Source organism: Leclercia sp. UBA5958 (assembly GCF_002430365.1).
GTDB lineage: Bacteria > Pseudomonadota > Gammaproteobacteria > Enterobacterales > Enterobacteriaceae > Enterobacter > Enterobacter pneumoniae.
The window spans coordinates 171307-187486 of sequence record NZ_DJCE01000004.1 but is presented as its reverse complement, the minus strand read 5'-3'; the positions used below and the strand labels follow the sequence as shown (position 1 = coordinate 187486).

Annotated in this window: 14 protein-coding genes and 1 tRNA gene; 10 read left to right on the top strand and 5 right to left on the bottom strand. The window is 54.3% G+C overall.

The annotated features are described in order from the left end of the window. Positions 1-49 precede the first annotated feature (49 nt). Positions 50-1063 carry a tRNA (adenosine(37)-N6)-threonylcarbamoyltransferase complex transferase subunit TsaD gene (gene tsaD, locus B2Q93_RS05385; protein WP_286932124.1) on the bottom strand — a complete coding sequence of 338 codons (1014 nt, stop codon included), beginning with the start codon at positions 1061-1063 and terminating at the stop codon, positions 50-52. A 237-nt stretch (positions 1064-1300) separates the two neighbouring features. Here tsaD and rpsU point away from each other — a divergent pair, with 237 nt between their 5' ends. The 3 genes from rpsU (at position 1301) to rpoD (ending at position 5387) form a co-directional block, all read left to right on the top strand. Beyond that, the gene (gene rpsU / locus B2Q93_RS05380) at positions 1301-1516 is read left to right on the top strand and encodes a 30S ribosomal protein S21 (RefSeq protein WP_001144069.1); all 216 of its coding nucleotides are present in this window, start codon (positions 1301-1303) and stop codon (positions 1514-1516) included. Positions 1517-1632: 116 nt separating this feature from the next. Further along, a complete protein-coding gene (gene dnaG / locus B2Q93_RS05375; RefSeq protein WP_286932110.1) occupies positions 1633-3378 on the top strand; it encodes a DNA primase in 1746 nt (581 codons plus the stop codon). A gap of 122 nt (positions 3379-3500) precedes the next feature. Continuing rightward, complete coding sequence (gene rpoD, locus B2Q93_RS05370) at positions 3501-5387, top strand: RNA polymerase sigma factor RpoD (protein ID WP_281069593.1); 1887 nt, start codon at positions 3501-3503, stop codon at positions 5385-5387. An 85-nt stretch (positions 5388-5472) separates the two neighbouring features. Here rpoD and mug read toward each other — a convergent pair whose 3' ends face one another. Then, a complete protein-coding gene (mug, locus tag B2Q93_RS05365) occupies positions 5473-5979 on the bottom strand; it encodes a G/U mismatch-specific DNA glycosylase (protein ID WP_286932108.1) in 507 nt (168 codons plus the stop codon). Between the two features lie 125 nt (positions 5980-6104). On the opposite strand from mug, the gene B2Q93_RS05360 reads away from it, so the two are divergent. The 5 genes from B2Q93_RS05360 to B2Q93_RS05340 all read left to right on the top strand — a co-directional run bounded on the left by B2Q93_RS05360 (position 6105) and on the right by B2Q93_RS05340 (position 9403). Continuing rightward, positions 6105-6180: transfer RNA gene (locus B2Q93_RS05360), tRNA-Ile, on the top strand. Positions 6181-6555: 375 nt separating this feature from the next. Further along, entirely contained in the window at positions 6556-7038 is a 483-nt protein-coding gene (locus B2Q93_RS05355) for an Hcp family type VI secretion system effector (RefSeq protein WP_286932106.1), read from the top strand. Beyond that, a complete protein-coding gene (locus tag B2Q93_RS05350) occupies positions 7035-7514 on the top strand; it encodes a DUF2778 domain-containing protein (RefSeq protein ID WP_286932103.1) in 480 nt (159 codons plus the stop codon). Before B2Q93_RS05355 ends, B2Q93_RS05350 begins: the two co-directional genes overlap by 4 nt. Beyond that, on the top strand, positions 7514-7762 hold the full coding sequence (locus tag B2Q93_RS05345) for a hypothetical protein (protein ID WP_286932101.1): 249 nt from the start codon (positions 7514-7516) through the stop codon (positions 7760-7762). Before B2Q93_RS05350 ends, B2Q93_RS05345 begins: the two co-directional genes overlap by 1 nt. A 471-nt stretch (positions 7763-8233) precedes the next feature. Continuing rightward, positions 8234-9403 (top strand): DNA repair protein, encoded by a 1170-nt coding sequence (locus B2Q93_RS05340; protein WP_046885826.1) that lies wholly within the window; start codon positions 8234-8236, stop codon positions 9401-9403. Here the strand turns inward: B2Q93_RS05340 and B2Q93_RS05335 are convergent, their stop codons facing one another. Then, entirely contained in the window at positions 9404-10168 is a 765-nt protein-coding gene (locus B2Q93_RS05335) for a siderophore-interacting protein (RefSeq protein WP_286932098.1), read from the bottom strand. A gap of 234 nt (positions 10169-10402) precedes the next feature. On the opposite strand from B2Q93_RS05335, the gene B2Q93_RS05330 reads away from it, so the two are divergent. Then, on the top strand, positions 10403-10927 hold the full coding sequence (locus tag B2Q93_RS05330) for a PadR family transcriptional regulator (protein WP_286932095.1): 525 nt from the start codon (positions 10403-10405) through the stop codon (positions 10925-10927). Here the strand turns inward: B2Q93_RS05330 and B2Q93_RS05325 are convergent. Together B2Q93_RS05325 and B2Q93_RS05320 are read right to left on the bottom strand one after the other, a co-directional pair. Further along, on the bottom strand, positions 10924-12483 hold the full coding sequence (locus B2Q93_RS05325; RefSeq protein WP_286932093.1) for a methyl-accepting chemotaxis protein: 1560 nt from the start codon (positions 12481-12483) through the stop codon (positions 10924-10926). The genes B2Q93_RS05330 and B2Q93_RS05325 overlap by 4 nt on opposite strands. A gap of 325 nt (positions 12484-12808) precedes the next feature. Continuing rightward, a complete protein-coding gene (locus B2Q93_RS05320) occupies positions 12809-14329 on the bottom strand; it encodes a methyl-accepting chemotaxis protein (RefSeq protein ID WP_046885824.1) in 1521 nt (506 codons plus the stop codon). A 433-nt stretch (positions 14330-14762) separates the two neighbouring features. Here B2Q93_RS05320 and ygjG point away from each other — a divergent pair, with 433 nt between their 5' ends. Then, complete coding sequence (gene ygjG, locus B2Q93_RS05315; protein ID WP_046885823.1) at positions 14763-16142, top strand: putrescine aminotransferase; 1380 nt, start codon at positions 14763-14765, stop codon at positions 16140-16142. Positions 16143-16180 lie beyond the last annotated feature (38 nt).

Genomic DNA, 16180 nt, shown 5'->3' with positions numbered 1-16180 from the left:
AACGCGGGATGGGGATATTTCCCTCTCCCCGCGGGGAGAGGGAGAGGCGTTACGCCGCAGGCAGCTCTGCCAGCGGCCAGCGTGGACGCACAGAGACGGCTAAATCTGCCGTCGCGCCCGCTTTCAGACGCACCAGGCCGGCGTAAGCGATCATCGCCCCGTTATCGGTACAAAACTCGGGGCGAGCGTAGAACACCTCGCCACGGCGTTTTTGCATCATCTCTGCCAGCTTCGTGCGCAGCGTGCGGTTGGCGCTCACGCCCCCCGCCATCACCAGACGTTTAAAACCGGTCTGATCCAGAGCGCGTTTACACTTGATCATCAGGGTATCCACCACCGCATCTTCAAACGCACGGGCAATGTCCGCCCGGGTTTGATCGTCGTTGCCGTTGTTACGAATGGTGTTGGCAGCAAAGGTCTTCAGACCGGAGAAGCTGAAATCCAGACCCGGACGGTCGGTCATCGGACGGGGGAAGACAAAGCGCCCTTCCGTTCCCTGCGAGGCGAGTTTAGAGAGCATCGGCCCCCCCGGATAGTCGAGCCCCAGCAGCTTGGCGGTTTTATCGAAGGCCTCACCGGCCGCATCGTCAATGGATTCGCCCAGCAGGGCATACTCACCAATGCCCGTCACGCTAATCAACTGGGTATGCCCGCCGGAAACCAGCAGCGCCACAAAGGGGAATTCCGGCGGGTTATCTTCCAGCATCGGCGCCAGAAGGTGGCCTTCCATATGGTGAACAGGAATGGCAGGCACGTCCCAGGCGAACGCCAGCGCGCGCCCAACGGTGGCACCGACCAGCAGCGCACCCACCAGGCCAGGCCCTGCGGTGTAACCGACGGCGTCGATCTCTTTCGCCGTTAAGCCGGCCTCTTTCAGCGCCGCCTGGATCAGGGGCACCGTTTTGCGCACATGGTCGCGGGAGGCCAGTTCAGGTACCACACCGCCGTAGTCAGCGTGTAATTTCACCTGACTATACAGTTGGTTGGCAAGCAGCCCTTTTTCGTCGTCGTAAATGGCGATGCCGGTTTCATCGCAGGATGTTTCAATACCGAGTACACGCATGACTTGTTTTACCTCGTTTCAATACCGCGCAGTGTAGGGCCAATGCGGGTTGATGTAAAACTTTCCTCACCCCTGGCGTTGAGTTCGTGTATACTCCCCACCCTTATAAAAGTCCCATTTCAAAATCGCATCGGTGCTTTACAAAGCAGCAGCAATTGCAGTAAAATTCCGCACCATTTTGAAATAAGCTGGCGTTGATGCCAGCGGCAAACCGAATTTATTAAAGGTGAGAGTTACATGCCGGTAATTAAAGTACGTGAAAACGAGCCGTTCGACGTAGCACTGCGTCGCTTCAAGCGTTCATGCGAGAAAGCAGGTGTTCTGGCTGAAGTTCGTCGTCGTGAGTTCTATGAAAAACCAACGACCGAACGTAAGCGCGCTAAAGCTTCTGCTGTGAAACGTCACGCGAAGAAACTGGCTCGCGAAAACGCACGCCGTACTCGTCTGTACTAATCTGTTGAGGGCAACGGCCCTCAATTGACAGACAGAGTAATAGTCGTAAGGCCGTGCTTCCGTAAGGAATGCGCGGCTTGTTTTCGTTTATGAGTAGCTAAAAATTCACGGGGCATATGGCTGGACGAATCCCACGCGTTTTCATCAATGACCTGCTGGCAAGAACCGACATCGTCGATCTCATCGACGCGCGGGTAAAGCTCAAAAAGCAGGGCAAGAACTACCATGCGTGCTGTCCGTTCCATAACGAAAAAACCCCCTCTTTCACCGTAAACGGTGAGAAACAGTTTTACCACTGCTTCGGTTGCGGCGCACACGGCAATGCCGTCGACTTTTTGATGAACTACGACAAGCTCGAGTTTGTTGAAACCGTCGAAGAGCTGGCCGCCATGCACAACCTTGAAGTGCCTTATGAAGCAGGCTCTGGCCCAAGCCAGATAGAGCGCCATCAACGGCAAAGCCTCTATCAACTGCTGGAAGGTCTGAATTCGTTTTACCAACAGTCTCTGAAGCAACCTGCCGCTGAGCCTGCGCGTCAGTATCTGAACAAGCGCGGTCTGAGCGACGATGTCATTGCGCGTTTCGCTATTGGTTTCGCCCCGCCCGGCTGGGATAACGTGTTAAAGCGTTTTGGCGGCAATAGCGAAGATCGTAAATCGCTTATCGATGCGGGCATGCTGGTCACGAATGACCAGGGACGCAGCTACGACCGCTTCCGCGAGCGGGTGATGTTCCCCATTCGCGACAAGCGTGGCCGGGTCATTGGTTTTGGTGGCCGCGTGCTGGGCGATGCCCTGCCAAAGTACCTGAACTCCCCGGAAACTGACATTTTCCATAAGGGCCGCCAGCTGTATGGCCTTTATGAAGCGCAGCAAGATAACGCTGAACCGCCGCGCCTGCTGGTGGTCGAAGGCTATATGGACGTGGTCGCCCTGGCGCAATACGACATCAACTATGCCGTCGCGTCGCTGGGCACCTCCACTACGGCTGACCATATTCAGCTGTTGTTCCGGGTGACCAATAACGTCATCTGCTGTTACGACGGCGATCGCGCGGGACGCGATGCCGCCTGGCGCGCACTGGAAACCGCGCTGCCGTATATGACCGACGGGCGGCAGCTACGCTTTATGTTCCTGCCCGACGGGGAAGACCCGGATACGCTGGTGCGTAAAGAGGGTAAAGCAGCATTTGAAGCGCGGATGGAGCAGGCACAGCCGCTCTCCACGTTTCTCTTTAACAGCCTGATGCCGCAGGTAGATTTGAGCACGCCGGATGGCCGTGCGCAGTTGAGTACGCTGGCCCTGCCGCTGATTACTCAGGTACCGGGCGAAACGTTGCGCATCTATCTGCGTCAGGAGCTGGGCAAAAAGCTGGGCATACTGGATGACAGCCAGCTTGAACGTTTAATGCCAAAACAGGCCGATAACGGCACGGCACGTGCCGCTCCGCAGCTAAAACGCACAACCATGCGTATACTGATAGGACTGCTGGTACAGAACCCTGAGCTGGCGCCCAAAGTGCCGTCGCTGGCGGGTCTGGACCACGATAAGTTGCCTGGACTTGGCTTATTTTCAGAATTGGTCAACACTTGTCTGTCACAGCCAGGTCTGACCACCGGGCAACTTTTAGAGCACTATCGCGGCACAAAAGCGGCCGCAACCCTTGAAAAATTGTCGATGTGGGACGATATAGCAGATAAGGATATCGCTGAAGAGACCTTCACCGATTCGCTCAACCATATGTTTGATTCGATGCTTGAACTGCGCCAGGAAGAGTTAATTGCTCACGAGCGCACACACGGTTTAAGCAGCGAAGAGCGCCGGGAACTCTGGATGTTGAACCAGGAACTGGCGAAGAAATAAGAGAAAGACAAAAGTATTTAACGGCTTAAGTGCCGAATATCGATCGGGAAGCCCCCGACAGCCGCACTGAGAGGCAGCGGCAAAAATATAAGTACGCCCTCGCTTTAAATGTTGGCAGCCGTATTGCCGACACCAATCAAACGAATAAGTGTGGATACCGTCTTATGGAGCAAAACCCGCAGTCACAGCTGAAACTTCTTGTCCAACGCGGTAAGGAGCAAGGCTATCTGACCTATGCCGAGGTCAATGACCATCTGCCGGAAGATATCGTCGATTCAGATCAGATCGAAGACATCATCCAAATGATCAATGACATGGGTATTCAGGTGATGGAAGAAGCACCGGATGCCGATGATCTGTTGCTGGCTGAAAACTCCAACAACACTGATGAAGATGCTGAAGAAGCCGCTGCACAGGTACTGTCCAGCGTAGAATCTGAAATCGGACGCACGACCGACCCGGTTCGCATGTACATGCGTGAAATGGGTACCGTTGAACTGTTGACCCGCGAAGGCGAAATCGACATCGCAAAACGCATTGAAGACGGGATCAACCAGGTTCAGTGCTCCGTTGCCGAATACCCGGAAGCCATCACCTATCTGCTTGAGCAGTACGATCGCGTTGAAGCGGAAGAAGCGCGTCTGTCCGATCTCATCACCGGCTTCGTCGATCCAAACGCTGAAGAAGATATGGCACCGACCGCCACCCACGTTGGATCTGAACTGTCTCAGGAAGAGATGGATGACGACGAAGACGAAGATGAAGAAGACGACGACGACAGCAGCGATGACGACAACAGCATCGACCCTGAGCTGGCGCGCGAGAAGTTTGGTGAATTGCGTACCCAGTACGAACTGGCTCGCGACACGATCAAAGCCAAAGGCCGCAGCCATGCTGCCGCTCAGGAACAGATCCTGAAGCTGTCTGAAGTGTTCAAACAGTTCCGTCTGGTGCCAAAACAGTTCGACTACCTGGTTAACAGCATGCGCGTGATGATGGATCGCGTACGTACCCAGGAACGCATCATCATGAAGCTGTGCGTTGAGCAGTGCAAAATGCCGAAGAAGAACTTCATCACCCTCTTCACCGGTAACGAAACCAGCGAAACCTGGTTCAACGCCGCTATCGCGATGAACAAGCCGTGGTCTGAAAAACTGCACGACGTGAAAGAAGACGTGCATCGCGGCCTGATGAAACTGCAGCAGATTGAAGAAGAGACCGGCCTGACCATCGAACAGGTGAAAGATATCAACCGTCGTATGTCCATCGGTGAAGCGAAAGCCCGCCGTGCGAAGAAAGAGATGGTTGAAGCAAACTTGCGTCTGGTTATCTCTATCGCCAAGAAGTACACCAACCGTGGTCTGCAGTTCCTGGATCTGATTCAGGAAGGCAACATCGGTCTGATGAAAGCGGTAGATAAGTTTGAATACCGTCGTGGTTACAAGTTCTCCACCTACGCAACCTGGTGGATCCGTCAGGCAATTACTCGCTCTATCGCGGATCAGGCGCGCACCATCCGTATTCCGGTGCATATGATTGAGACCATTAACAAGCTCAACCGTATTTCTCGCCAGATGCTGCAGGAGATGGGTCGCGAGCCGACGCCAGAAGAGCTGGCCGAGCGCATGCTGATGCCGGAAGATAAGATCCGTAAAGTGCTGAAGATCGCCAAAGAGCCTATCTCCATGGAAACACCGATCGGTGATGATGAAGATTCGCATCTGGGTGATTTTATCGAGGATACCACCCTCGAGCTGCCGCTGGACTCTGCCACCACCGAGAGCCTGCGTGCCGCAACGCACGACGTACTGGCTGGCCTGACCGCCCGTGAAGCGAAAGTGCTGCGTATGCGCTTCGGTATCGATATGAACACCGACCATACGCTGGAAGAAGTGGGTAAACAGTTCGACGTAACCCGCGAACGTATCCGTCAGATCGAAGCGAAAGCGCTGCGTAAACTGCGCCATCCGAGCCGCTCTGAAGTGCTGCGTAGCTTCCTGGACGACTAATCCAGGCACACAGCAAAAAGCTCCCACACGGGAGCTTTTTTTTTGTTTTTTCCTTGCTCCTGGAGGGGCTCTGAACGCAGAGGGCTTACAGCCCCCGCACCACCAGCGCCTCATCCAGCTCCCGATACGCCTCGACCAGCTTATCCAGCGTCGCACGGTTTAATCCACTCGGGTTTGGCAGCACCCAGACCTGCGTCACGCCAATCATCACGCTCTGCTTACCCCACTGCATCCCTCGCTGGCTAAAAGCCTGCTCGTACGCCTGCTTGCCCAGAATCGCCAGTGCGGCAGGCTGGTAGTCTTCCATTTTCTTAATCAGCTCGCGCCCCCCACTGCGCAGTTCATGCAAATTGACCTCGCTGGCCTGCACCGTGGGCCGCTCTACCAGCATGGTAATGCCACAGCGTGTATCCAGCAGCCGTTGTTCCTCTTCCGGTTTGAGTTGCGTATCGGTAAAGCCTGCCTGGTGTATGACCTTCCAGAAGCGGTTTCCCGGATGGGCGAAGTGGAATCCGGTATGGGCCGACGACTTACCCGGATTGATACCGCAGAACACAACGCGCAGGCCTGGCGCAAGAATGTCGTTGATCATTATTACTCCCGATAGATGAATCACTATAGAAGTATAAAAGATTGAAAATACGTTGTTTATAAAAACAGCAGGCAGGCGCGTATGGCTGGATTGCGGCGGGGAGTTACATTATAATCCTTCGCCACGGCCCCTTAGCTCAGTGGTTAGAGCAGGCGACTCATAATCGCTTGGTCGCTGGTTCAAGTCCAGCAGGGGCCACCAAATTTTAGCTTTAAAATCATATGATTAAGCCACTCAATTGAGTGGCTTTTTTGTTTTCTAAATCATAAATGACTACAAAATGGCGACAGCTTTTCTGGTGGTGCCATTAACAACCCCTCCGGGGCAGATACTCTCTCTTCGATCTCAATTCAGCGGCAGTAGCCTGAGAGGCAGTAATGCCTGTTACCTCATATGCTCCGGCCTCGTGTAAATAGTCGAGCCCCCCGCAAGCACAGGCTATGTAAAACGCATCAGCGCTTAAAGACGGTTCCGGTTTTGCTTCTGATGGCTTCATCCTATTGATTATCTTGTGTACAACACACAATAACCACAATAAAATTGTGCATTACTTAACGCAAATGGAGATTGTGGATTATGGCTATTCCGGCTTACTTATGGATAAAAGATGATGGTGGCGCGGACATTAAGGGCTCTGTTGATGTTCAGCATCGCGAAGGTAGTATTGAGATTCACAGTTTCGCGCACGGACTACATCTATCCACGGACAACATGACGGGTAAAATTACAGGAACCCGCGTTCATAGCCCTCTTAGTTTCGAGAAAGAATTCGACTCTTCCAGCCCCTACTTATACAAAGCCGTGGCAAAGGGGCAAACCCTTCAGAGTGCCGAATTTAAGTGGTATCACATCAATGATGCAGGTCAGGAAGTTGAATACTTCAACATGTTGCTGGAAGGCGTGAAGGTCGTATCGGTCTGCCCTCTGATGCATAACTGCAAAAATGCCGGTACCGAAAAGCATAATCATCTTGAAGCCGTGTCGCTGCGCTATGAGAAAATTACATGGAAGCACTGCGACGGGAATATCATGTTCACTGACGCGTGGAATGAACGATGATCCATTGCACCTTTCGGCTAAACGGGAATGCGTTATCAAACCTCAGTTGTCCGGGGATAGGTTTCTTCCCCGCCTATTCAGGATATGAAGGGGGACACAGGAACAATCCGGACTCAGTAAATATACCTAACGAGGGTCCTTTGCCTCCTGGAAAATATTACATTGTCAGCCGCCCCACAGGAGGACTCAGAACAATGGTACAGGACTGGGCCGCAACGAAGTATTCCGGTTCAGACCGTTCCGTCTGGTTCGCGCTGTATCGCGATGACGGAAACATTGATGACTGGACTTTTATTGATCGCGTCGAGCGAGGACATTTCAGGTTACATCCTGCGGGGTACATGGGAATTAGCGAAGGTTGTATCACTCTACCCAGCCACTCACATTTCGCAGTTTTAAGAGAAGCTTTATTAAGAACGCCTACGATGCAGGTCACGGCGACTTTGACAGCTTACGGAACGGTGCAGGTTTATTGATGAGAGCGATCCACATTGCCCTTTTGTGGGCTGCATCATTCGTGGTGTATGCAGTTATTTTGATCCTGATGTATGCATTCATCCCTCAGGGCAAACTATTCGCATTTTATAGTGATTTAACAGGCCCCGTCTCCGGTATCGAATGGGACAACCTAATCAGCAATTTCTTCATATTGGGCAGCGCTGCAATCACTTTTCTGCTTGTATGGGCTGCCGCATGTATTGCTTTGAAAAATCGGAGTGAGTGACTCCAGCTAACCCGGTTAGTTTGACCGGGTTCTTTTCCTCAACAATGTGAGAACATTCAGTGATTAATAAAACGAAGGTTGGCGAAAACAGATAGCGCCATAGCAGACAGCTGCGCGATCTCACTATCGTGAGATAAATATAAAGCAGACAGGGAATAGTGGTCATATTGATGCCTCTGCTGAGTTTGACAAGCCACAACCTAAGTTGCTAAGCACAGCGGTAAGAACCGGAACTCAATGGCAACTGCCCAACCTTTCTGCTGCGCTGCCAAAAGCAAAAAAAGCGCCACGGCTCCCTTCTGCGAGCCCTCTTCCGTAATGAATGTAACGGATTCATCATTCAGGCGAAAAAACCGTAAAAACTAAAGAAATCCCCCATCGCGCCGATCATCATCCGTGTGTATTATTTCCTGTAGCTCTTACCACAATTACCCTTAACTCAAATACTTAAGCGCCAAAGCGAAAGGCATCATGAGCACTCCGATAAAACGGCTAGAAATCATCAAAAATGCCATTGAACTGGAAGACGACGACATCATCCTGAGCCAGCTCGCCAGGCTGAAAAGTGAAGCGTTTGACGATGAGCTACAGGCAATCGTCGTGGCGCTTGAGCAGAAAAATTATACCGCCGCGATGGCCGCCATCACCGCCTGGCTGCAGAGCCAGCGCGCCGTCACCCCGTGGCGCGATCCCCAGCTGGCGGCCAGTAAGCTGGAGTTGAAAGCGCTGGAAGAGCGCCTGCGCGATCTGATTGACCGTCGTAACGCCCGCGTCCAGCAGCTGGATGAGTTTAACGACAGCTATTTCTCTCGCCTCGGCCCCCTGATGACCCAGATCCTCGCCCTGCGTAAAACTCTGGCGGAGCTGAATCTGCGCCGTCAGCAGGCGGAGGCGCGTCGGCGTGAAGAGGATTATCGCCGCTGTCAGCACTATATGGCTCAGGCGGTGGAAGTGCTGGCCACCCTGACCCAGCGCTGGCGCGACCTGCCGGCAGACTCGCTGCAGGCCGCCGAGGCGCGTAAACAGCTGCAGCAGCAGAGTAACCTGATTGCCAATCTGCTGGCGGAAGCGCAGGAGCTGGAGATCGGTTTAACCCGCGAAGAGGAGCCTGCCCGTCAGGCACGGGATGAGGCCAACGACGAGTATGAAAAATACCGCGAACAGCATCACGAAGCCGAAGTGCGGCTGCGTAAGGGTAAGGACTTATCAGAAGAGGATAAGAACGAGTTAAAACGCCTCTGGCGTCAGGCCAGTAAGCTCTGCCATCCGGATCTGGTGGCGGACGATCTGAAAGAAGAGGCGAATGCCATGATGGTGCAACTCAATCAGGCTAAACAGCGGGGTGACGTGAAAGCCATCCGTTCGCTGGTGGCGCGCCTGCAGCAGGGCTTTGAGCCACTGATGGCCAGCGACAGACTGAACGATCTGGAACGTATCCGCAAAAAGATGAACCAGGTGCGCGAGCAAATCGACACGCTGGTGAACGAGCTGGCAGAGCTGGAAAAAGAGGAGTCCTGGCTGCTGGTCTCTTCCCTGAGCAATATGGAGGCCTACTTCGCCCAGCAGGAGAAAGCGCTGAACGACGTCCGCGCCTCGCTCGAACATCAGGTGAACGAAGCGCAGTTGGATTCAGCGGCCTGACTATTTTGCGTGCCAGTATGCGCTGGCACGCACCAGCTGTTGATCAATGGCATCCGTTTCAAACTGGCGGCTCAGGTTTTTCACCATCTTCCCTTCCCCGGTCAGCCAGATAAAGTAATCCGCCGCGGGCACGCTTAAGGTCGCCAGCGTGTCGGCAACCGCCTGCTCGTTATGCCCCACAACCCAGTGAATGTTAAACACACTCAGGTGTGCCAGATACTCTTTATATGCTTCGTCACCCACCGTCACTACCGCGTGGATCTCCGGGCGTACCGGCAGCGCCGCAATGGCTTCAAGACGACGACGAAGGGCCGGCATGCCCGATTCATCGCACACGTACAGCTGCCAGACATAATCTTCCGGCACAACCAACGAACCGCGCGGGCCGCCAATGGTCAGCTTATCGCCCACTTTGGCCTGCGCCGCCCAGTCGCTGGCGAGACCGCGTTCGTGAATGAAGAAATCGAGCGCCAGTTCATGGCGCGCCGCATCGTACAGGGGGGTGTAATCGCGCGCCTGCGGGCGCACGCCCTCGCCCCAGTCGATCCCCTCTTCCGTGACGACCGGCGGCACAAAGGTCGTCCCCGGCTCAGGGAAAAAGACTTTGGTATGGTCGTCAAAACCGCGTGAGCTAAAGCCTTCCAGCGCCTCGCCGCCTAAAACAATGCGCTGAAATCCGCCGCTGATGCGCTCCACGCGCAGCACGTCCAGTTCGCGAAAACGCAGCGCATTGCGCACGCGTTGTGGGTATCGGGTCGATGTCATTTTTCTGCCTTCGTGATGATTTACGATATATCTAAATTGATTTTAAATGATAATGATTGCTAATAACCAGGATTGCAAGTTTTTTTTGATAGACTTTGAATTCTCCCTGACACGAATCCACACCTACTAAATAAATCTTTTTAATCATTGAGTTAAAAACAAAGTGGTGTGAACATTTGCAAATAAGAACACTTTAGATATAAATTAGATATATCAAAACAAGGAGCCAACTCTATGCGACACGCACATCCTGAACGCGACCACGATCATCACCCCCACGGCGGCGGCGGACGTCGACAGCGATTCTTCGGACACGGCGAGTTACGGATGGTCATCCTCGACATTTTGACCCGCAATGCCAGCCACGGTTATGAGTTGATTAAAGCGATCGAGAGCCTGACCCAGGGCAATTACACCCCGAGCCCGGGCGTGATCTATCCGACGCTGGATTTCTTGCAGGATCAGCAGTTTATTACCATTACGGAAGAAGAGAACGGCCGCAAAAAGCTGGCCATCACCGTGGCCGGGCAGCTGTGGCTGGATGAAAATCTGGTACAGCTGGAGCAGATTCAGACGCGTATCAAAGCGCGCTGTGTGGGTGCCCAGTTACGTAAAAACCCGCAGATGAAGCGGGCTCTGGATAATTTTAAAGCGGTGCTGGATTTACGTGTTAACCAGGCCCCGCTCAGCGACGCGCAGCTTAAGCAGATTATCGGCGTGATCGACCGCGCGGCGCTGGAGATCTCCCAGCTGGATTAAGCCACGGCTTCATCACGCAGGCGGAAGATTTTCACCATCTCTTTCAGGTGTCGGGCCTGATCGTTAAGTGCCGATGCCGCCGCAACGGACTCCTCTACCAGCGCAGAGTTCTGCTGGGTAGTGGAGTCAATCAGGCCGATGGCGCTGTTGATCTGGGAAATGCCTTCCGTCTGTTCGCGGCTCGCCTGGCCAATCTCGCGCAGAATGGCATCCATCTCTTCCACGTTCCCCACCATCCCGTTGATCAGAGCGCTGGCTTTCTCAACCAGTGCCATGCCCTCCTGCGTCTGGCTGGTGGAACTCTCAATGAGCTGGCGGATCTCACGGGATGACGAGGCGCTTTTCTGCGCCAGCTGACGTACTTCTCCGGCCACCACCGCGAAACCGCGCCCGTGCTCGCCCGCGCGTGCCGCTTCTACGGCGGCATTCAGCGCCAGAATATTGGTCTGGAAGGCGATGGCATCGATCAGGTTGATAATGTCAGACATGCGGTTAGAGGTGTCGTTAATCAGACGCATTTTCTGCGTCACCTGCTTCATCATTTCACCGTTATTTTTCACCACCAATGCCGCATCGGCAGAGAGGTGAGTGGCATCGCCGGTGTGGGCTGCGGTGTTCTTCACCGTCACGGTGATCTGCTCCATCGACGCCGCCGTCTGCTCGACGGAACTGGCCTGCTCTTCAGTCCGGGCTGCCAGATCCTGGTTGCCTGCCACAATCTGCGCCGCCGCGCTGGAGATGCTCTCGGAGCCGGACTGCACCTCCTGCACAATCTCCTGCAGACGGGTTTTCATGGTCATCAGCGCGTTCAGCAGAACGCCGGTCTCGTCACGGGAGCGGCTGACCACCGTTCGGGTGAGATCGCCCTCGGCGATAGATTCCGCCAGCGAGACGGCCTGGCCCAGCGGATGGGTGATTGAGCGGGCGATAAACCAGCCGATCACCGACGCCGCCAGCACGCTTCCCAGCGCCAGCAGGACCAGGATCATACGGTTCGATTTGAAGTCGCGCTCAACGTCGTCACCACCCTTCTGCATCTCGCGGTTCTGCACCGCAATCAGCTCCTGCACTTTCGCTTTATAAGCTTGCTGCAGCGTCAGGGTCGTGGTCATCATCTCGGCCACCGCCCCCGGGCGGTCATTATTTTGTATGGCTTTCAGGATACGGAAGCGGGACTCAAGATATTGCTGGCGTATCTGGCTGAAGTCGGAGAGGATTTTTTGCGATTCTTCGTCGTTGAGCCTGTTGGTCAGGTCAGTAGAAATGCGCGTGATATTTTCACTTATCGCCTTCAGATGCTGCTCCGACGTGGCGGTGTAGGTGCCCTGGTCATCCAGCAACATGAGCTGCTGGGTACTGACAAACTCCTGGAACTGTTCGATTAACTGATTGGCTTTTACCGTGGTGGGATAATCCTCAGAAATGATGGTCTGCATACCGCTATTAGCCCGACTCAGGCTCAGTAAGGAGAGACCGGAGCTCACTATCATGAGTAAAATAATGAACCCAAACGCCAGAAATAATTTCGTGCCGATCCTTACGTTATTTAAAGACATATTAACTCCGTCGATGTGATTATTTCTTTGACGAGGGGGTTATCGGTCGGTTTTTAGCTAACTTTATGACTTTGATCGCTTTTTTCTTAGAAACCATTATCAAAGAATAGGTATCGCCTATTAAATGCGGGTAATCGATCGTTTTAGCGCCTGTATTTAAGTGAATTGACTTCTGCGCAAGAATAAGCGCGCATTATTTCTGGTTATTATTTCAGCGGGAACTTTAATTATTTAATATAAAATTAACATTCCCTGCGGCTTTACCGCGGAATAAAAAAAGCCGCTTACTTAAAATAAATAAGCGGCCTTTTCTTCTGCGGGACGTTTAGTGTAAAACGGTGACCGCATCCTCCAGGCGTTTCGCCCGGTGCTTCACCATGGCGGAGACATGCGCGCTCTCTTCCACCAGCGCGGCGTTTTTCTGGGTGATGCCATCCAGTTCTGCCACGGCACGGGTCAGCTCGGATAAACCGGTGGCCTGTTCCGAGGTCGAGTGGCTAATCTGGGCAATCAGGCGGGTGACGTTCTGGACCTGCTCAACGATATCATCCATGGTCTGGCCGGCGGCATGCACCTGCTCCGAACCGGACTGCACCTTACTGGAACTGGCATCAATCAGCTTACGGATATCATTGGCCGCGCTGGCGCTGCGGCTCGCCAGATGGCGCACTTCGCCAGCCACCACCGCAAAACCTTTCCCCTGCTCACCCGCACGGGCCGCCTCAACCGCAGCGTTCAGCGCCAGGATGTTGGTCTGGAAAGCAATGTCATTAATCAGTTTAGTGATTGAGCCGATGCGCTGGGTACTGTCGGCGATCTCATCCATCGTCCTGACTACCGTCTGCATCGCGCTGCCCCCTTCGGTGGCCGCGCCGCTGGCCGCCATAGAGAGCTTATCGGCGGCGGCGGCCGTCTCTGAGTTGCTCTGCACCGATGCCGCCATCTGGTTCATGGTGGTCACCGTCTGCTGCACGTTGGCCACGGTCTGACGGGTGCGATCGTTCAGGTCTTCGTTGCCCTTCGCCAGTTGGTCACTTCCGTCGCGTACGCTCACCACCTGGCTTGACACGTCATTGATCAGCCAGCGGCACATCAACCCTAACTGCCCCACCGCTCGCAGGGTCAGCCCCAGTTCGTCGCTGCGGTTGAGGTGCTCTACGCTATTGCGTGCCCCGGTCGCCACGTTCAGCGCCTGGCGCGCAACGTTCTCGATCGGGCGTACAATCTGCTGCTCAAACAGCAGGGTGCCTGTCAGCATGATGAGGGCACTGGCCGCCAGCGGCGCCCAGCCTGCAGAGGTGGCTAGCATCACCGCGGCAAGCACCACAAACAAACCGGCCATCACGCTACGCACCCGCCAGCGCAGCGGCAGAGTGGGCAGCTTGCCAGACCAGCCTTTACGCAACACTAGCCCTTTATGCAGACGTTTGTTACTGCGTCCTTCGTTCAGCGCTTTGTAGAGCGGCTCTACCGCGGCAATCTCTTCCGGCGTGGCCTTCGCGCGAATCGACATATATCCCGTCACCTGCCCGTTACGCACCATCGGCACGGCGTTGGCGCGCACCCAGTAATGGTCGCCATTTTTGCGGCGGTTTTTCACAATGCCGCTCCACGGCTCGCCCTGCTTCAGCGTGTACCACATATCGGCAAACGCGGCTTTTGGCATATCCGGATGGCGTACCACATTGTGCGGCTGGCCCAGCAACTCATTCAATTGGTAGCCGCTGACCTTCACGAAAGTATCGTTAGTGTGGGTCATGTAGCTGTTGAGGTCAGTGGTGGACATCAGAGTGGTGTCATCGTCCAGAGGATACGCATTCTGGGTGACATACGATTGAGAAGACATGTGAGCATCCCTTGCAGGTTATTTGAATGTTAATTTCGGGGGTTAATCTCTTTTCGGCGGTAGGGAATTTATCTTTAGTTGTTAAATTCGATCGAGATCGCAAATCATCCCTAAACCGCACTTTTAGTACGCTTTTCTAATCTATTGATTCAAAATACTTTCATGGTGAAATTACTCACAAAGCCTTACCCGTTAAGGCCTACTTAAGTAGCGTGCGCCGCACTACGTCAGTGCAATTGACGAAAATGAGTGCAACGCAATGGCCCGCGACCCCACGCCAAAACCGCCTCCGCTGCGTCTCACATGATTAAATATTGTGCAACATTACTTTAACCTGGCGTTTATCCCGATTTTCGTCGGGTCATCGGAAGTGGCGCAATCCCTGCAATAATTAACTCAGTATCATGTGATACGCGATCCCCGGGAGCACATCTTGAACAGGTTACCCTCCAGCGCCTCGGCTCTTGCCTGTACCGCGCACGCACTGAATCTCATTGAAAAGCAAACGCTTGATCATGAGGAGATGAAACAACTTAACCGCGAGGTGATTGATTACTTCAAAGAGCATGTGAATCCGGGGTTTTTAGAGTATCGAAAATCTGTGACCGCTGGCGGGGATTACGGAGCCGTAGAGTGGCAGGCGGGGAGTTTGAATACGCTTGTCGACACCCAGGGACAGGAGTTTATTGATTGCCTGGGTGGTTTTGGGATTTTCAACGTGGGGCACCGTAATCCAGTTGTCGTTTCCGCCGTACAGAATCAACTCGCTAAACAACCTCTTCACAGTCAGGAACTCCTCGACCCCCTGCGGGCGATGCTGGCAAAAACGCTGGCGGCCCTGACCCCCGGCAAACTGAAATACAGCTTCTTTAGCAACAGCGGCACGGAGTCGGTCGAAGCAGCGCTTAAGCTCGCCAAAGCGTACCAGTCGCCGCACGGAAAATTCACCTTTATCGCCACCAGCGGTGCCTTCCACGGCAAATCGCTGGGCGCCCTCTCCGCGACGGCAAAATCGACCTTCCGTAAACCGTTTATGCCGCTGCTGCCGGGCTTCCGCCATGTGCCGTTCGGCGATATTGCTGCGCTGCGCCTGCAGCTCAGCGAGTGCCGTAAAACCGGCGATGACGTGGCGGCGGTGATTCTGGAACCTATTCAGGGTGAAGGGGGCGTGATCCTGCCTCCGCAAGGCTATCTGCCTGCCGTGCGTCAGCTGTGCGATGAGTTTGGCGCGCTGCTGATCTTCGACGAAGTACAGACCGGTATGGGGCGTACAGGCAAGATGTTTGCCTGCGAGCATGAGAACGTGCAGCCAGACATTCTCTGCCTGGCGAAGGCGCTGGGCGGCGGCGTAATGCCGATTGGCGCCACAGTGGCGACCGAAGAGGTATTCTCGGTGCTGTTTGATAACCCGTTCCTGCACACCACCACCTTCGGCGGTAATCCTCTGGCCTGTGCAGCTGCGCTGGCGACCATCAACGTATTACTGGAGGAAAACCTGCCTGCCCAGGCCGAGCAGAAAGGCGACATGCTGCTCGATGGTTTCCGCCAGCTAGGGCGTGAATACCCGGACCTGGTGCAGGACGCACGCGGCAAAGGGATGCTGATGGCTATCGAGTTTGTTGATAACGTAATCGGCTACAACTTCGCGAGCGAGATGTTCCGCCAGCGGGTGCTGGTAGCCGGCACGCTGAACAACGCCAAAACCATCCGCATTGAACCGCCGCTCACGCTCACCATTGAGCAGTGTGAGCAGGTGTTGAAAGCAGCGCGTAAAGCGCTGGCCGCGCTGAGAGTGAGCGTCGAAGAGGCGTAAAAAAGCGCCGGGCGGCCCTGCGCCTGCCCGGCCGTTTT